Annotated in this window: 12 protein-coding genes; 9 read left to right on the top strand and 3 right to left on the bottom strand. The window is 46.4% G+C overall.

Annotation, left to right across the window (positions count from 1 at the left end; translation table 11 throughout):
• Nucleotides 1–346: 346 nt before the first annotated feature.
• The gene (locus QUA99_RS24105) at nt 347–487 is read right to left on the bottom strand and encodes a hypothetical protein (RefSeq protein WP_333241502.1); all 141 of its coding nucleotides are present in this window, start codon (nt 485–487) and stop codon (nt 347–349) included.
• A gap of 597 nt (nt 488–1,084) precedes the next feature.
• Here QUA99_RS24105 and QUA99_RS24100 point away from each other — a divergent pair.
• The 8 genes from QUA99_RS24100 (at nt 1,085) to QUA99_RS24065 (ending at nt 14,874) form a co-directional block, all read left to right on the top strand.
• Nucleotides 1,085–4,630: a PAS domain S-box protein gene (locus tag QUA99_RS24100; protein WP_333241500.1), complete on the top strand. Its 3,546-nt coding sequence runs from the start codon at nt 1,085–1,087 to the stop codon at nt 4,628–4,630.
• A gap of 375 nt (nt 4,631–5,005) precedes the next feature.
• Nucleotides 5,006–5,188, top strand: coding sequence for a hypothetical protein (locus tag QUA99_RS24095; protein ID WP_333241498.1), 183 nt, complete (start codon nt 5,006–5,008; stop codon nt 5,186–5,188).
• 99 nt (nt 5,189–5,287) lie between these two features.
• A complete protein-coding gene (locus QUA99_RS24090) occupies nt 5,288–5,725 on the top strand; it encodes a DUF3574 domain-containing protein (protein WP_333241496.1) in 438 nt (145 codons plus the stop codon).
• 162 nt (nt 5,726–5,887) lie between these two features.
• On the top strand, nt 5,888–6,091 hold the full coding sequence (locus QUA99_RS24085; protein WP_333241494.1) for a hypothetical protein: 204 nt from the start codon (nt 5,888–5,890) through the stop codon (nt 6,089–6,091).
• Nucleotides 6,092–6,572: 481 nt separating this feature from the next.
• Nucleotides 6,573–7,082 (top strand): hypothetical protein, encoded by a 510-nt coding sequence (locus QUA99_RS24080; RefSeq protein WP_333241492.1) that lies wholly within the window; start codon nt 6,573–6,575, stop codon nt 7,080–7,082.
• Between the two features lie 181 nt (nt 7,083–7,263).
• Entirely contained in the window at nt 7,264–9,294 is a 2,031-nt protein-coding gene (locus QUA99_RS24075) for an ABC transporter ATP-binding protein (RefSeq protein ID WP_333241490.1), read from the top strand.
• 644 nt (nt 9,295–9,938) lie between these two features.
• Complete coding sequence (locus QUA99_RS24070) at nt 9,939–13,376, top strand: PAS domain S-box protein (protein ID WP_333241488.1); 3,438 nt, start codon at nt 9,939–9,941, stop codon at nt 13,374–13,376.
• A 199-nt stretch (nt 13,377–13,575) separates the two neighbouring features.
• Nucleotides 13,576–14,874 carry a cytochrome P450 gene (locus QUA99_RS24065; protein WP_333241487.1) on the top strand — a complete coding sequence of 433 codons (1,299 nt, stop codon included), beginning with the start codon at nt 13,576–13,578 and terminating at the stop codon, nt 14,872–14,874.
• 168 nt (nt 14,875–15,042) lie between these two features.
• Here the strand turns inward: QUA99_RS24065 and QUA99_RS24060 are convergent, their stop codons facing one another.
• Nucleotides 15,043–15,648: a chorismate lyase gene (locus QUA99_RS24060; RefSeq protein ID WP_333241485.1), complete on the bottom strand. Its 606-nt coding sequence runs from the start codon at nt 15,646–15,648 to the stop codon at nt 15,043–15,045.
• Between the two features lie 27 nt (nt 15,649–15,675).
• On the bottom strand, nt 15,676–16,257 hold the full coding sequence (locus tag QUA99_RS24055) for an acireductone dioxygenase (protein WP_333241483.1): 582 nt from the start codon (nt 16,255–16,257) through the stop codon (nt 15,676–15,678).
• A 317-nt stretch (nt 16,258–16,574) separates the two neighbouring features.
• Here QUA99_RS24055 and QUA99_RS24050 point away from each other — a divergent pair, with 317 nt between their 5' ends.
• Nucleotides 16,575–17,540 (top strand): M48 family metallopeptidase, encoded by a 966-nt coding sequence (locus QUA99_RS24050; RefSeq protein WP_333241481.1) that lies wholly within the window; start codon nt 16,575–16,577, stop codon nt 17,538–17,540.
• Nucleotides 17,541–17,603 lie beyond the last annotated feature (63 nt).

Here is a 17,603-nt window from a genome sequence, read left to right as displayed (position 1 = left end):
CTTTCCTCCTGCCCCGCAGCAAGAGAGCCTTAAAACTCCAATTTCTAGCTTAACTGCTTTCATTGAGATGCTCCCCATCCCACAACAGTCATGAAAAGTGGATTTTATTTAATTCTCATCCCTAAGAATGTAGACGCGGACGACCCGCACCCGATCGCGCTGACTACTCAAGAGTTCCATCAATTGTTGTAAAAAAATTGACTCGTTACCTTGCCCGGAGCCGAGCACAAAAGTTATGGGTTTACCTTTACCCCGAGAACCGATCTGTATTTTGGTACTAAAACCACCACGAGAACGACCTAGTTTCTCCTCTACTTCGCCCCTTTTTTTCCACCATAGCTGCGTGTTAGCGTGTACGAATTACGCTGCGATCGACGCAATCAACCCGACTGTCTAATTTTTCTTGTTTGTCGGCTTGTGCTTGTATCGGTTCTAAGACTTGCTTCCCAATATCGGCTTTTTGCCACCGCAAAAACCTTGCGGTCACACTTTCCCCCTTTCATAAGGTTCGCCGCAGGTCTTGCCAGGGAGCCCCGGTTCTGAGTATCCACTTTCCTGCCATTAACAACCTGTCGGCGATCGTGAGTGGATTTACCTGTTCGGGGTTTGAGCGGAGAAGTAGCGGTTTTAACTTTTCCCACTGTTCGGTACTTAAGTCTCCACGTGTTCCTCAAGATTCCATGCCGGAGTTTGCCCCAATCTAAGATACAACGAGGCAAGAAAACACGCCCTAGCCTCGTTTTTAAGCTATGCTTTATAAACATCTTGATTAACATTTGGAAAGCGATCGCTCTTGCGCTATCAAACCCCATTCCTCGACACGAGTTCTCAATAAACTTAACTTTTTATCGACAAACCCAAGTTTCTAATGGTCAAGGCGGGTGGAAAAATGAATTTTGAAAGTATTTTTGCCTCAGGCTTTCAAGATTGTTAAGAAAGATGTGGGTAACGCATAGGTTAAAAAGGGGAGAACACTCAAAGTCCCCATTTTAAACTCGAATTTAGGGGAGATCTGCGTCAGCCACGTACATTTTGATCCCTACCAATAACTGGCAGAATAGGTAAATAGGCAGGACTAACCGCAATGAATGTAGAAGGTACAAACTCCTTGAATCATCGAGAAGAGCTTACTGTAAATTTTCGTCAAGAGCTATGTACGGACTGCGAAGCACTCGAAGCACGATTTGCGGTGATAGTAGATCACATGGCTGAGGCCTTCATTTCTATTAATTCAGATTGGAAATGCACCTATGTAAACCATAAAGCAGAGCAGCTTTTAAACAGGAAGCGGCAACACCTCACCGGCAAAAATATATGGACTGTATTTTCTGTCGATCTTACCTCTGAGCTATATAAATATTGTCATCAAGCGATCGCAACGTCAACGGCAATCGAGTTTGAAGACCACTACCCCTCACTCAACAAGTGGTTGAGAATTCGTTGCATCAAGAGTGAAGATGGCTTACTTATTTACTTCCAAGACACGAGTGAAACATTTCAAGCAGATCTACAATTACAAGCCGAAATCGCCAATTCGCAGCAGGTAGAAGCCACTCTTGAGAAAGAACAAGACTTTTTGAAGGCAATCCTCAACAACGTTCAAGCTGGTATTGTCGCTTGCGATGCCGATGGCATATTGACTGTATTTAACCAAGCAGCTAAAGATTTTCATGGATTACCTCAGCAGCCAGTTCCACCCGATCGATGGGCAGAATATTATGGCTTGTATTTGCCCGACGGCAAAACACGCATGAATACAGAGGATATTCCCCTGTTCCAGGCATTGCAAGGACACAACGTTCGTGATGTGGAAATGATGATTGTTCCGCAGCAGGGAACTGCGCGATTGCTGTTAGCCACTGGACAGGCGATTATTGCAGCAAACGGCGAAAAACAGGGTGCAGTTGTCGTGATGCACGACATTACACAACGCCAGCAGGCAGAAACTGCTCTGCGCGAGAGTGAAGCGCAATTATCGAGCATCTTCCAAACTATTCCTGATGGCATCACCATTCTAGATTCTACCGGACAGATTATTGCGGCAAATAGGGCAGCAGAGAGGATTTTAAGATTGACTCGCAGCGACATTGTGGAGCGAGACTATAACGATCCATCCTGGTTCATTACAACCGTGGACGGTCATCCTTTCCCAGAAAATGAACTGCCGTTTGCGCGGGTGATGCAAACAGGTGAGCCTGTTTATGGTATAGAACACGCCATTAGCCATCTCGATGGAAATCGCACGATTCTGTCGATCAATGCTTCCCCTTTGTTTGACGCACAGGGGCAAATTATCAATATCATTGCTGCTTTCAGCGACATTACTGAACGCAAGCAAACCGAAGACGAACGAGTACAGCTTGTTCAAGAACAGGCAGCCCGTGGTGTAGCAGAGAATTCTCAACAAAAATCAGCATTTTTAGCTCAAGTGAGTGCTGTCCTTTCCTCTTCGCTAGAGTACGAACAAACTCTCCAAAGCGTTGCAAAGCTGGCAGTTCCTTATTTTGCAGATTGGTGCAGTGTCGATCTGCTGAATGACGATCGCACAATTGGTCGTGTTGCGGTGGCTCATTCAGATCCCGAAAAAGTAAAGTTTGGCTGGGAGTTGGATCGACGCTTTCCCAGACATCTCGATGATGGGTATGGCATTGCTAAAGTCATGCAAACAGGACAGGTTGAAATTGCAATAGAGATTGCAGATGAACAGTTAGTTGCCGCAGTGCCCAATGGTGAATACCTGGAAATCTTGCGTGGAGTTGGGTTAAAGTCCTGCATTATTGCACCGCTAAAGGCACGCGGGCGCGTGTTGGGCAGCATTACGTTGGTGTTTGCTGAATCCGATCGCCGCTATCGCCTGGAAGACATTGCCCTGGCTGAAGATTTGGCTCAGCGAGCAGCGATCGCCATTGATAACGCTCGTCTCTATAATGAAACACAACAAGCGCAATTAGCCGCCGAACTCGCTGCGAAGCGGACGGCTAGACTCCTGGCGGTGATGACAGCTTTGTCTGAATCGCTAACCTCGGCTCAAGTGGCTCAGGTGATTATTGAACAGGGAATGTCCGCACTGGGAGGGAGTTGTGGTTTGGTTGCGGTATTAAACCGGGATGCAAGCGAACTGGAGATTATTCAAGCGATCGGCTATGAGCACGTAGGAGAATTTCTGCGCAGTTTTTCGATTGATGCACCCTATCCTCTGGCAGAAGCCGTGCGAACTGGGCAACCTGTTTGGCTCGAAACCATGGAAAACCGAATTGCCCGTTATCCTGATTTAGCCCAAGCTTATGCCAAGGTTGGTTCAGAAGCCTGGATTTCAGTGCCGTTGTTGATTGAAGGACAAGCCGTTGGTGGACTCTCGCTCAGCTTTTCGGCCGTTCCCCAGCTTTGTGAGAGCGATCGGGCTTTCGTTTTGGCACTGGCACAGATGTCGGCGCAGGCGATCGACCGAGCAAGGCTCTACGAGTCAGAACGGCAAGCAAGGGCACAAGCAGAAGCAGCTAACCGAATTAAAGATGAGTTCTTAGCTGTCTTGTCCCACGAATTGCGAACTCCGTTGAATCCGATTCTGGGTTGGACTCGACTGCTGCGAAGAGGAACTCTCGATTCCAGCAAGACGGCGGTAGCTCTGGAAACGATTGAACGCAACGCCGAGTTGCAAGTTCAACTGATTGAGGACTTGCTGGATATTTCTCGGATTCTGCAAGGCAAGCTGAGTTTGAACTCTACTCCAGTTAATTTGAAAACAACTCTTAAAGCTGCGATCGAAACAGTTAGTTTAGCCGCCGAAGCGAAGAATATTCAAATTGAAACCCAGCTAGAACCCAATGTCAGCCACGTGTTAGGAGATGCTACCCGATTGCAACAAGTTGTCTGGAATTTGCTCACCAATGCCATTAAGTTCACCCCTAGAGGAGGTCGAGTTGAAGTTGAGGTAAAAACGATTGATTCCTGTGCTCAAATTCAAGTCAGGGATACAGGGAAAGGAATTAAGCCAGAATTTATTCCTTATGTCTTTGACACATTTCGGCAAGCCGACAGCAGTATTACGAGAACATTTGGTGGGTTAGGGCTGGGATTGGCGATCGTGCGTCATATCGTTGAGCTACATGGTGGAACTGTCAAAGCCGAAAGTTTTGGAGAAGGACAGGGAGCAACTTTTACCGTCACACTTCCCTTATTAGTCAGAAGCAATGAGGCAAACAGTGACCGCAAGGAAAATCTATCGCTCAATGCTCACACTTCACCCTTGGCTAGATTATGTATTCTGGCAGTCGATGACGAACTAGACAATTTAGAATTAGTTCAATTTATCTTGGAGCAAGCGGGAGCCACCGTGATCTCTGTATCTTCAGCAACCGATGTGCTGCAACAACTCACTAAATTTAAGCCAGATGTTTTGATTGCTGATATTGGGATGCCACAAATCGATGGCTATAAGTTGATTTGTCAAATCAGACAGCTATCTAGAGACCAGGGAGGACAGATTCCCGCGATCGCTCTGACAGCATTTGCAGGTGAGAGCGATCGACAGCAAGCACTAGCAGCGGGATTTCAAAAGCATCTTCCCAAGCCTGTTGAGCCTGAAATGTTAGTACAGACAATTGAGCAATTGCTTCATCCAATAGGGTAAGGCAGAACGGGAGCATCTCAATGAAAGCAGCCCAGCTATAAATTGGAGTTTTGAGACAGGAGGCAGGAAGCAGAAGGAAAGAGGCTCTCTTGCTGCGGGGCAGAAGGCAGAAGGCAGGAGTCAGAAAAAGTGTTTTTACAAATATGAAATGCTCCCAGGCAGAACATTAAACATCTGGGGAAATTAAGATTCAGCTACCTCGGTACAAAGATTTTAAGTTAATCGAGACTTACGCATCTGGGCTGAGAAATCGGGTTTTTTACGTTGGGTGCGGTCTACAACGCGCCTTTTGGTAAAAAAACCCGCTTTCTAAACCATCCTGCGTCCAGGACTAAAAAAGTTGAACGTGCGATCGACTCCAGCAATGCAAGTCGGATGACTACCCGATATCAGAAGCTGGCTGCAAATTATACAGCCACGATCGCGATCGCCTGCACGGGAGCATCTCATATTTGTAAAAACACTTCTTCTGGCTCCTTCCTTCTTCTGGCTCCTTCCTTCTTCCTCTTTCCTCGCAGCCTCGGGCCTCCTGCCTTAAAACTCCAATTTCTAGCTTAACTGCAAAAGTGAGATGCTCCCGCCTGCACTCTGTTGTGTTTTAGTGTGAAAACACGCCCTAGGGCGCACTATAAATATAGAAGTTTTGCGTAATTCCTGATGAATAAACATCTTAACAGTCTTTGCTTGACCGGCCTGCTGTTCGTCCTGCCTGTTTGTCCCGCGACAATTGCCCGCGCTCAGCTTCCCGAAACTTCCGATACTAATGCCAAACAAACAAATCTCCTCAAAGATGAACTATTTTTTGGCTTAACTAAACCGGGAGGCGAGACAATTTCGGAAGCAGAATGGCAGGAGTTTGTCAAGTCAGTTATTACCCCTCGCTTTTGGGAAGGGCTAACTGTATTAGAAGGTTCGGGGCAGTTTCTCAACAGCTCGGGAATTCTGATTCGAGAAAACTCTAAAATAGTTATTATAATTTATGAAAGTAGCCCAGAAAAAAATCAAGCTATTAATGAAATTATCGAAACTTACAAACGCACTTTCCAGCAAGAGTCCGTTTTGCGGGCCACGAGCGAAGTAAAGGTTTCCTTCTGATGCGATCGTCGAATCAGTGTATTTATGATATTATCTGTGATGAGCAAGGTCATACCCTCAAAGATAAGTAGGGTGCGGGTGCAAGCAAAATCATAATTTTTGGGTATCGATCGCACACTGCAACAAGTCGTTAGAAAAACCTGCCCGGGAGAAAACAAAAACATGACGAACGACGGCAACCAAAAAGCTGAACCGCCGGAAAGCGAGGATTCAAAAGATTTGGACGGTATGGCGAAAGCTTTTCTTGTGAGCTTGGCTTGGTCTTACGCAGAGGCATTGGAGCGAACGAAACGATCGCAAAATCCACAGGAACCAGCGCCGGAATCTCCGACAGAACAAGTCGAACGCGATCCTGAAAACAATTAATGAAAGACTATTAATGCCATCGATTTGCCAAACTATCTGGGGGTGCGATCGAAGGCAATAGTCAGTTAGGTGTTTGGAATTAAGAACAATCAACTCACCACAGCGAACTGTGCAGCTAAAATCAGATTTGTATTGGATTTTACAATAAAAAAAACTGAAAGCCCCGTGACCAAGAATTTCAAAGGTGGTACAAGCCCCCGTCTCGATCCGTGGAATCAATCGAAAGCATCTAAAATCTAAAATCCTCAAGCCCCCGAATTTATCTCGCGCAAGTCAATCCAAAATCTAAAATCTAAAATCTAAAATCGAATGACCCTTCAACAAGCTCAGGAGAAGCTTTAGTCCGGGGATGACAACTCCATTGTAGGTTTAAACCTCAACCTATAACCTATATCTATCCTTAAAAGAGATTTAAACTAAACAATGTACGGTTTTACCGCTACAGTGTACAAAACAAATAACCAATTTTTAGATCGGTCTCATGTCTAATTCAAAAATGATTGGTAAAGCGATCGCAGGTAGCCTTTGCTTGGGCATCGTAATTAGCTTCAACGCCTCACTCGGCCCGGCATCCGCAGCAGCACCAACAATTGCTGAAGCTGCCGCCCCGGCAGCCAGCAACATCGACACGCAACTCCTAGGTCAATGGCAAGGCACAGTCCCCTCCGGTGAGTCTTTCACCTTCGTCTTTGCCCCAGAAGGCAAATTGTTTCTCATGGCTAAAGGCCCCGACGGAGCCGCCCGCGCCAAAGAAATGAGGTACAAAGTTAATCTCGGTGAAAAACCGATGCACCTTGATGTCGGCCTCAGCAGCACAGAAACCGTTGAGACTGTTTTTGAATTGACTCCCGAAGGTCAAATGCGGCTTCAGTTGCAAGGCACCAATCCCGGACAGGCCAGACCTAATGCCTTAAACGAACAGGCAACCGTGTTTAAAAAGGTCTCCGAGGCCACTGCACTGCCTGCCGACACTCAAGTCATCGGTTTTTGAGGAAAATGATGCGCAGGCAAAAGGCACTCCAGTAGTTCTGAGTTTTGAGTTGTGAGTTTTAATTTAAAGAATTTAAACTTTAAAATTCACAACTTACAACTTAAAATTTTGCCAGTGCCTTCTGCCTTCAACAAGCCCTGCTACAATCCACTTAATCTCCATTTAACTGCCATAGACCTCCATGAGTGAAACCGTCCTAGAAGTTCGCAACCTGCGGGTTGAATTTCAATCTGCGGACGCAGGCGATGCGTCTGCAACAGTCAAAGCTGTTGACGGCATTTCGTTTGAGGTCCAGCGAGGGCAAACTCTCGGAATCGTGGGAGAGTCGGGGTCGGGAAAATCGGTAACATCCCTGGCTGTTATGGGTTTGCTGTCGAGTTCGTCAACGAAAATCGAGGGCGAAATTTGGTTTTCTCCGATAAAAGACGGTGGTAGCAAGGGGCCTGTGAATCTGCTGGAAATCCCGGACCGGGAAAAACAAACATACCGGGGCAGCCAGATTGCGACGATTTTTCAAGAGCCGATGAGTTCGCTAAATCCCGTTTATACGATCGGATTTCAACTCACAGAAGCTATTTGTTTGCACCAAAAGGTGTCGCAGACAGAAGCGCGGCGCCAAGCTGCTTCTGTGCTGCAAGAGGTAAAGCTGCTACCGGCCGACGATGAGCTCAGGCAGCGGTGTTTGGCTTTGCGGCAAGAGCATTCCCCGACCGCTGCGAATCCAACAGTTGGGGAAGACGACCTCGATTTGATGCAGCTCGTCAACGGCCAAAAACAAGCTATGCTCGATCGCTACCCCCACGAACTCTCAGGCGGTCAAATCCAGCGGGTGATGATTGCAATGGCCATTTCTTGCAATCCAACTTTATTAATTGCTGACGAACCGACCACGGCTTTGGACGTAACCGTGCAGGCAACTATCTTAGCTTTGCTGCGCGAATTGCGGGACTCTAGAGGCATGGCAATGATTTTTATTACCCACGATTTGGGCGTCATTGCGGAAATTGGCGATACGGTGGCGGTGATGTACCGAGGCAAGATTGTTGAGTGCGGTGCGCTCGAACAAATTTTCAGCAATCCCCAACATCCTTACACAAAAGGTCTGTTAGCTTGCCGCCCAACTCTCGATAGGCAACTGCGCCGCTTGCCGACAGTTTCCGATTTTATGGATGTCACCACAAATGCTAGCGGCGAATTAGTAATTGTCGAGAAAAATGCCGATTTAGACGGCGACAGCAGCGGGGGAAATCCCGCTTTTGCAACAGGAAAACCGCCTCGGCTGCCGAATATTTCCGAGCCTTTGCTAGCTGTTAATAACTTGCGAGTCGGTTTTCCGGTGCAGGGAATGTTTGGCGAAACTAAACGCTTGTTTATGGCAGTCAACGATATTTCTTTTGAGGTTTACCCGGGCGAGACTTTGGGTTTGGTGGGCGAGTCTGGCTGCGGCAAATCAACTTTGGCGAGGGCTTTGCTGCAATTAATTCCGATCGCCAGCGGTAAAGTGTTTTTTGAAGGTCAAGAAATTACGCCTCCTCCGAAAAGTAGTGCGGCATCGCAGTGGATGGCTAACTATCGGATGCAAAAAGAGTACGATCGCAAATTGCGGTGGCTGCGGCGCGATCTGCAAATTATTTTTCAAGACCCTTTTAGTTCTCTCGATCCGCGCCTAAGTGTTGGGGATGCGGTGATGGAACCGATGGTGATTCACCGCTTTGGTAAGAACCAGAAAGAACAGCGCGATCGCGCGGCTTATTTGTTGGAGAGAGTGGGTTTAAATCCAGATTTTATGCGGCGCTACCCTCACGAGTTTTCGGGGGGACAGCGGCAGCGAATTTGTATTGCTAGAGCTTTGGCTTTGAATCCTAAGTTTATTATTTGCGACGAGTCGGTTTCGGCGTTAGATGTGTCGGTGCAGGCGCAAGTTTTAAATTTGCTGAAGGAGTTGCAAACAGAGTTTGGACTGACTTATATTTTTATTTCTCACGATTTGAGCGTGGTCAAGTTTATGAGCGATCGCGCGATCGTCATGAACAAAGGTAAAATCGAAGAAATTGGCACTGCCGAGCGCATTTACCGCCAACCGCAGCAAGCTTACACGCGACAACTTATAGCTTCTATTCCTGCGGGGAACTTAGAGCGAATTCGGCAACAGCAACTAGGTCGCCAAGCTGCTTGGCCCCCATCGCTGGCAGATGAATCGAAACACTTTTGAGATCAACTGTGTTTTAAACTGGTATCAATTACCAATTGCCCGTTACCAATTACCAATTACTAATTAGCGATTACGCGCGAATATCTCGTGCAACGAAAAACTGCTACAAATATTTTTTTCATTTGATCTTCACAAATCAGCAGTTTATATTTATTTTAAATTCATAATTTATTTATGGTCAATTTCAACCTGCTTGAACTTGACTAATATTCCTGGTTGTTCAACCCACACCCAGGGTGGTTCACGCAGTATTTTCATACATCAAACGCGGTCATTCCTGGACGCAAAAAGTGCTATAATACGCCACTATAACGCGGTAAGCAGCTTCATCCGCAGCCTGCATAATTAGGTTCTGCGTCCAATTAGCTAGATTAGGCAAAAAGTCCAATGACTAACAGCAATATGTAGCGTAGTATTATAGATAAGCTCTCTCTCTGAGTCGGAAAAAGTAAAAAATGCACACCTCAGCTAACAAGAGATTGCTCGCTAATTCCGTAAATACACTTAATTCTCTAGCCAGCTTGCGTAAATCTACGCAAATTTTAAAATGCTAGATTTCGCAAGCTAGCAAAGTTTGACAATATTTAAACATTTTTATAGTAATTTTGAGTCACCACAAGTAAAACGGAATCAACAGTAAAAAAATGAAGTATTCTGTTCGTATCGAAGAATCCAAAAACACTAAATTATTGAACTTACTGCAACTGTTGTTGAGAAAATTCACGGCAGCAGTCACCAGAATAGAAAAGGCAGAAGGCAGCAAGCAGTATGAAAAAAAAATCAGCCTAGCGACGATCGCCCCTGGCAGTTTATTCTCAATTTTGATAATTGTACTCCTGGTGTTAAACGGATGGCTCGTAGCTGGCAGCGGCGATCGTTTCTACCATCGCCAACTCGCCCTGGGATTTTTGGCAATAGCAAATATTGTGTTTTTGGCGGTATCGGCGCGCTCAAAAGCTTCTGCTGTCGCAGCCCAAAACCACAGCCCATCCAGCAATCCCGACGGGGGCGATCGCTTTTTTAGCCTCTCGCTAGATTTGCTGTGCGTCATTGGTTTTGACGGTTATGTAAAACGCATCAACCCAGCAGGAGAAAACATACTCGGCTATTCCCCAGGAGAAATGGTTGGCCAACTCTTCATTGAATTCGTGCATCCAGACGATCGCGAAATTACTTTAAAAGAAGCTGAAAGTATTGCTGCGGGGAATAATACCGTTGGGTTTGAAAACCGCTGGCGCTGTCGCAACGGTTCTTACAAGTGGATAGCCTGGACTGCTACCCGTTTCTACGAGGAAGAATTGATCTATAGTGTCGGCCGCGACATTACCGATTACAAACAAGCAGAAGTCGCACTTCTAGCCAGCCAGCGTTTTGTGGAGCGAATTGCCAATACCAGTCCGAACCTTCTCTTTGTTTACGACGAAACCGAGCAGCGAAATGTCTACAGCAACCGCGAAATCAGTGATACTCTCGGCTATACCGCCGAAGAAGTTCAAAAAATGGGCAGCAGTCTGTTACCTACCATCATCCACCCTGACGACTTAGCTAAATTTCCCGAATATTTTCAGCAATTAGAAAATGCTCCCGACGGCGAGGTTGTTGAGTACGAATATCGGGTGCGCGACAAAAGTGGCTGTTGGCACTGGTTAGTCAGCAGGAATATTGTATTTAGCAGAACAGAGGAGGGAAAAATTCAGCAGCGCCTCGGTGCTGCAACGGACATTACAGAGCGCAAAATAGCTGAACAAGCTTTAGCAGAACAATTGAAACTTTCTTTATTCACAGCAGATGTGGGAATTGCTCTAACTCAAAACCAGACTTTGCTTGCAACTTTGCAATATTGCAGCGAAGCAGTTGTGCGCCATTTGGATGCTGCGTTTGTTCGGATTTGGACGCTGAATGAAGAGGGAACTTTATTAGAACTGCAAGCAAGTGCGGGGATATATACTCACATTGACGGCGCTCACAGCCGCATTGCTGTCGGTGAGTTCAAAATTGGTTTAATCGCCCTGGAGCGAAAACCTCACATCACTAATTCTGTACAAGAAGATCCCCGAATCCACGACAAAGAATGGACGAAACGAGAAGGAATGGTGGCTTTTGCTGGATATCCGCTAATTGTTGACAATCAGTTGCTGGGAGTAATCGCGATGTTTGCTCGCGAGGAGTTGAATGAAGCAACGCTGGTTGCTTTTTCCTCAAGTGCCGATGCCATCGCCCTGGGAATTAAGCGCAAACAAACAGAAGAAGCTCTCGACACACAAAAGCAAACTTTGAGGGCAATTATTGATAACGCTCCTATTTGGGTGTGGCTGACTGACACTAAAGGCAAGATGCTGTTGGTTAACAAAACTTTTTGCGAATCTGTGAACGTTCCTGAAGAAAGATTTTTGGCAGCTTCTCATTCTTCAGAAATTTTGGGAGGGGAAGCATTTGCTAAGTGCATGGCATCGGACGTGCAAGTTTTGAGTCAAGATATTCCTTTTTATGCTGATGAAATAATGCAGTTTGCTGACGGTAACAATCACCATTTAGAGGTAATTAAAGCTAAGGTAAAAGATGCTAACGGCAGCACTATCGGCTTAATCGGTTTAGGTTTGGACGTTACCAAACAAAAAGAAGCTCAAAGACAGTTGCAAAAGTCGGAAGCGAGATTCCGCAAATTAGCAGAGCAGGAAGCGCTGCTGAACCAGCTAGCTAGCAATATCCGCGAATCTCTGGATTTAGATACTATTTTGGCAACAACTGTGCAGCAGATTCGCGACTTGCTGCAACTCGATCGCTGTCAGTTTATTTGGTATTGGCCAGACGCCTCGCCGCCTGTTTGGGCCGTGGAATACGAGGCGAAAAATGACGATTTGCCTTCGCTTTTGGGTTTGGTTCCTGCTGGTGTGACTGGTTCTCATGCCGAGCGGATTGCCAATTTGGAAATAATTCGGGTTGATGATTGCCAGACTCTTACCGATCCAGCAGAGCGGGAATTTTTCAGGAATGTAGGATTCAACTCTCTCCTGGACATTCCCCTTCAAACATCCGCTGGTAAAATAGGGGTAATTTGCTGTAGCGATTCTAGCAGCGTGCGGTGTTGGAGCGATGCAGAAGTGGAACTGTTAGTCGCAGTGGGCAACCAATTGGCGATCGCCATTAATCAAGCGGAACTTTACACTAAAAGCGTCGATTCAGCTCGGATAGCACAAGAACAAGCTGCCAAACTCGAAGTAACTCTGTGCGAACTCCAGCAAGCTCAAACTCAGCTCGTGCAGGCAGAAAAAATGTCGAGTCTCGGTCAGATGGTAGCAGGAATCGCCCACGAAATCAATAACCCGGTCAGCTTTATTTTCGGCAATCTTACCTACACAGAAGAATACACCAGAAACCTGATGAAACTGGTGCAAATGTATCGAGATGAATACCCGCATCCTTCTCCCGAACTTCAGCAGGCAATAGAGGTGTTAGAAATGGATTTCTTGCTAGACGACTTGCCGAAAATGCTGTCTTCTATGCAGGTGGGAGCTACTCGCATCCGCGATATCGTGAGGAGTTTGCGGAATTTTTCTCGCCTTGATGAATCTGACATGAAAAAGGTTAATATTCATGAAGGCATCGACAGCACATTGATGATTTTAGAACACCGTCTGAAAGTTCAGCCCGTTAGCGTAGGGGGTACTGAGTACCGTCGCCCCGCAATTCAACTCGTTAAAGAATACGGACAATTGCCACTGGTGGAGTGCTACGCCGGACTGTTGAATCAGGTGTTTATGAATATTATCGCTAACGCTATTGACGTTTTACAACAACCGCTCGCAAATCCAGGAATTATCCGCATTCGTACAGAGGTAGAAGGTACTCTCGCTGTGATTAGAATTGCTGATAACGGTGCAGGCATGACCGATCGAGTCAAGCAGCGGATCTTTGACCCGTTCTATACTACAAAACCGATCGGCTCGGGGACGGGGATGGGTTTGGCGATTTCCCATTCAATTATTGTCGAAAAACATAAAGGTGAAATCAAGTGTTTCTCTGTGGTGGGGAAAGGCACTGAATTTATAATCGAGATTCCGATTAAAAGAACAGAAAATTAAATTGGTTTGTATGCAAAAATAGTAAGGTGCGTCAGTTGGAAAAACCTTATTTTTTTGTATTAACATTAAGACACACCCATCTATATGCTACAAAAAAATAAAGTTATTTTACCATAAATTTGTCTGGCATACAATATGCACGAGACAACTAAAATTGATATGATATTAAAAATCTAAAATCTAAAATCTAAAATCTAAAATGGCATTACCTCCCGGTAGTTTCGGTTTACCCCTAATTGGCGATACCCTCAACTTTTTACAAGATTCCCAATTCGCCAAAAAACGCCACCAGCAGTACGGACCAATTTTCAAAACCAGCATCTTCGGACAGCCTACCGTGTTTATGTGTGGCCAAGAGGCTAATTTGTTTGTTTTAAGCAATGACAACCAATATTTTGTTGTGGCTTGGCCTGCCAGCACGAGAGCGCTTTTAGGGCCGCTTTCCTTGGCGCTGCAAACGGGTGCTAACCACCAAAATCGGCGTAAGTTGCTGTACCAAGCGTTTCAGCCACGAGCTTTAGCCGGCTACATCGGCGCTATGGAAAATATCACTCAGCGCTATTTAGAAAAATGGGCAAAAATGGAAACCGTGACTTGGTATCCCGAACTGAGAAAATATACTTTTGATGTGGCGGGTAAGTTGTTAGTAGGGCTTGAAAATGGTTCGGAAACGGCGCTTGGACATAATTTTGAAACATTTGCGGAGGGTTTATTTTCTATCCCTTGGGATTTGCCTTTTACTCTGTTTGGCAAAGCTAAAAATGGCAGGAAGTTACTGTTAGCAGAACTGGAAAAGATTATTCGCGATCGCCAACAAGGAACCCTTAGTGGCAATGATGCTTTGAGTTTGCTGATTTGGGCTCGCGATGACGAGGGAAATAGTTTTAGTTTAGAGGATTTGAAAGATCAAGTGCTGTTGCTGCTGTTTGCGGGACACGAAACTTTAACTTCGGCGATCGCCTCTTTTTGCCTTCTCCTAGCTCAAAATCCCGATGTGATGGCAAAAGTGCAGGCCGAACAGCAGCAGTTCCCCGCAACTGAACCCCTAACATTGGAACAACTCAAACAAATGACATATTTAGAACAGGTGCTGCGAGAAGTGCTGCGTTTAATTCCACCGGTGAGAAGTATTTTTCGGACAGCAATTAATGCTTGTGAGTTCGGCGGCTATGAAATTCCTAAAGGTTGGAACGTGGTTTCTGGGATTAATCAAACCCATCAGGATAGTCAACTTTATCCTGAACCGGATCGATTCGACCCCGATCGATTTAGCTCGGATCGATCGCCTAAACCTTTCAGTTACGTGCCCTTTGGCGGCGGTTTGCGAGACTGTTTGGGCAAAGAATTTGCCCGATTAGAAATGAAGTTGTTTGCGGCAAAGATTGTTCGGGAGTACGAGTGGGATCTGTTACCGGATCAAGATTTGAATTTGATCGCAGTACCGATTCCTCATCCGCGCGACGGTTTGCGAGTGAAATTTCGTCGGAACTATTCTTAAGAACAGGCAAGATGCCTGTTCCACAATAGGTAAATGTTCTTGTGGGGTGGGCTTCTAGCCCGCCCAGAAAGCCACCAGATGCCCGTTCCACAATAGGTAAATGTTCTTGTGGGGTGGGCTTCTAGCCCGCCCAGAAAGCCTTATTGATAATGGTGCCAGATCTCGGTCTCAATCAACATCCAATTGCATCGGCCCCAAATACTTAGTTAAATAAGGAGAAAAAACCTCATAAATCAGAGTCAATGGCTTCCCGTGATGCCAAAACAAATAGTGTCGCCCCCAAAAAGGCCCCGACTGTTCAAAAGCTGACTCCAAGGCCACCGAATCACCGCAATAAATGCCCTGCACATCGCGATACAATTCTGTGCGGAGCCGCGCTAAACTGGCCCAAATTGGCAAAGATTTATTTTGTAAATATTCATCTACGTGGCTCGCTTCCCACCAAGAAGTCGCATAGGCGAGGCGCTGTCCCGAAGCAGTCCGCAGCCACACTTGGCGGCGCAGGCGCGGCCCGGGAACGGCGACAATTTGCTGGGGCGCGCCGTCTGCGTCCTCACCCACTAAAGACATATCGATGACATCTACTTCTGTGGGTTCCCCTGTCAGCAGTTGCAGGTGACGGGTGGGGGAACCGTCGCCCAGGAGCAGTATTTGCCATGCCGGTGCTAGCTTGGTGTGGGGTAAACCCTTCTGTACTGCGTCTTCTGCTCCTTGCCACAGGGGGTTGAGAGCGTGCCAGGTTTGGCTGTTTTTGGGTGTGAATGTTGCAGTCAAGGGTCTTTACAAAACTTAACTTTTCGCTTATGATAACGCTGTTTGCAGGTTTGTGAGCTTTTCCACATTTAAGCGCGATCGAATTTCCGTATCGGTATACTCCGGCGTCCAGCCTTCTTTGGTGGTAAAGTAGCGCACCGCTTTTATTTTCCGGGCTGCTGTCAAATAAAACCAGTGTTCTGTATTCGCCGGCACGTTGATAAATTCTTCCGGCTGCACTGTGAGTTCGACTTGGCTGCCGTCGGGCCGCACAAAGCCGAAAATGCCCTCGCCTGCTACGATATAGCGGACTTCATCATCGGCGTGGATGTGGCACTTGTTAAATTTGGACAGCATGGTGTCGAGGTTGGGAAGGTCTGGGTGCAGTACGATTAAGTCGCGATCTTGATAGCCTGCACTTTCCGACAATTGTTGAAAGTAGCCGTCGAGGGCTTGCAGCACTTGCTCTTTTTGATTGTCGTCAAGAGCATCTTTAGCTAACAAATTTTGAATTTCAGCGCTGTCACCCACGGGCCAGCGGTTGAGTTGAATGTTTAAGGAAGCGAGTTCTCGGGTAATGTCGCTAAGTTGAGTGTAGGTTGTACCGTTTTCGAGTCGCAGGATAGCCATTTTTTCACGTTCCAATTTTTGGGTGAGGCGATACACAGACACTTTGAAAGATATTGGTCGATCGCGCCTGTAGCAGAATCACAATTTTAACGCTAATTTGAACAGGACTTACAGGGGAGCCCAGAAACCGGTTTTTTTTACGCAATACTTCGTTACAGACCGTAAATTCGGTAAAAAACCCGGTTTCTTTGTCGGAGTGCGTCCAGGACTGATGAACAGTTCAATATTTGTCGCGATAATATTGATAAGTCAGGCGCCAGCTAGCACCAGCAGCGAGCAGCAATACCGATCTATTAAATGTAACTTTTGCAACAACTATGCCTACTTATACTGGAATTTCTAGCGAAGCATTTCAGCATCCCCTCGATCGCCAAGCCGAGGCAGCATTGCGCAGCGTGCCTGGATTTGACTTAATTGCCAGCAAATTTGTAGAATTTGTCTACGAACGACCGCAATTCGTTTACCTAATGGGAAATAGCATTCAAGTCGGGCCACGCCAATATGCCAGCATTTATCATATATTTCGGGAGTGCGTGCAGGCTTTAGATGTTTTTCCTGAACCTGGTTTGTTTGTTTCTCAGGATCCCTCAGTTAACAGCTATGCCCTCGGAAAAAACCAGCCTTATGTAGTATTAAATACTGGTCTTTTAGACTTGTTGGACGAGGCGGAAATTAGGATAGTCTTGGCTCACGAGTTGGGACACATTAAATGCGGTCATCCAACTTTAAATCAAATGGCGATGTGGGCGATGAGCGTCGCATCGACAATTGGCGAGATGACTTTCGGGCTGGGAAATATGGTCGGTAGCGGTTTAATTTTCGCTTTTTACGAGTGGCGGCGCAAGGCTGAATTGTCGGCAGACCGGGCGGCTTTGTTGGTGACGGATGACTTGAACAGCGTGATGAAGACGATGATGAAACTTGCGGGAGTTAGCAGTAAATATGCTGACCAATGCAGTTTGCAAGAATTTATCCGCCAGTCTGACAACTATCAAGATCTCGATCGAGACAATCTCAACCAAGTGTATAAGTTTTTACTTTACAACGGCGGCCAGGGCGTGATGCTGAGTCACCCTTTCCCGGTGGAACGCCTGCGGTATTTGCGAGACTGGGCAAGTTCCGAGGAATACCGCCAAATTAAGCTGGGGAACTACAAGCGGGCTGTAGCTGAGGGTGCGGTTGACGTGAAGTCCCAAACGCCTAACAGCGAGACGGAGGCTTTGCGCCGTCAGATTGAAGAGTTGCAGCGGGAGATCGAGAGGCAAAAATCAAAGCGAAACTAAGTTTAAATTCCTCGTCCCCAGGCTGTGCCTGGGAACCGACTAAATATTTTGTTGAAGATTTAC

The sequence above is a fragment of the Microcoleus sp. F10-B2 genome, from assembly GCF_036704965.1.
In the GTDB taxonomy this organism is placed as follows: Bacteria; Cyanobacteriota; Cyanobacteriia; order Cyanobacteriales; family Microcoleaceae; genus Microcoleus.
The sequence above is the reverse complement of the archived record's forward strand: the minus strand, read 5'-3'. Positions and strand labels throughout refer to the sequence as shown.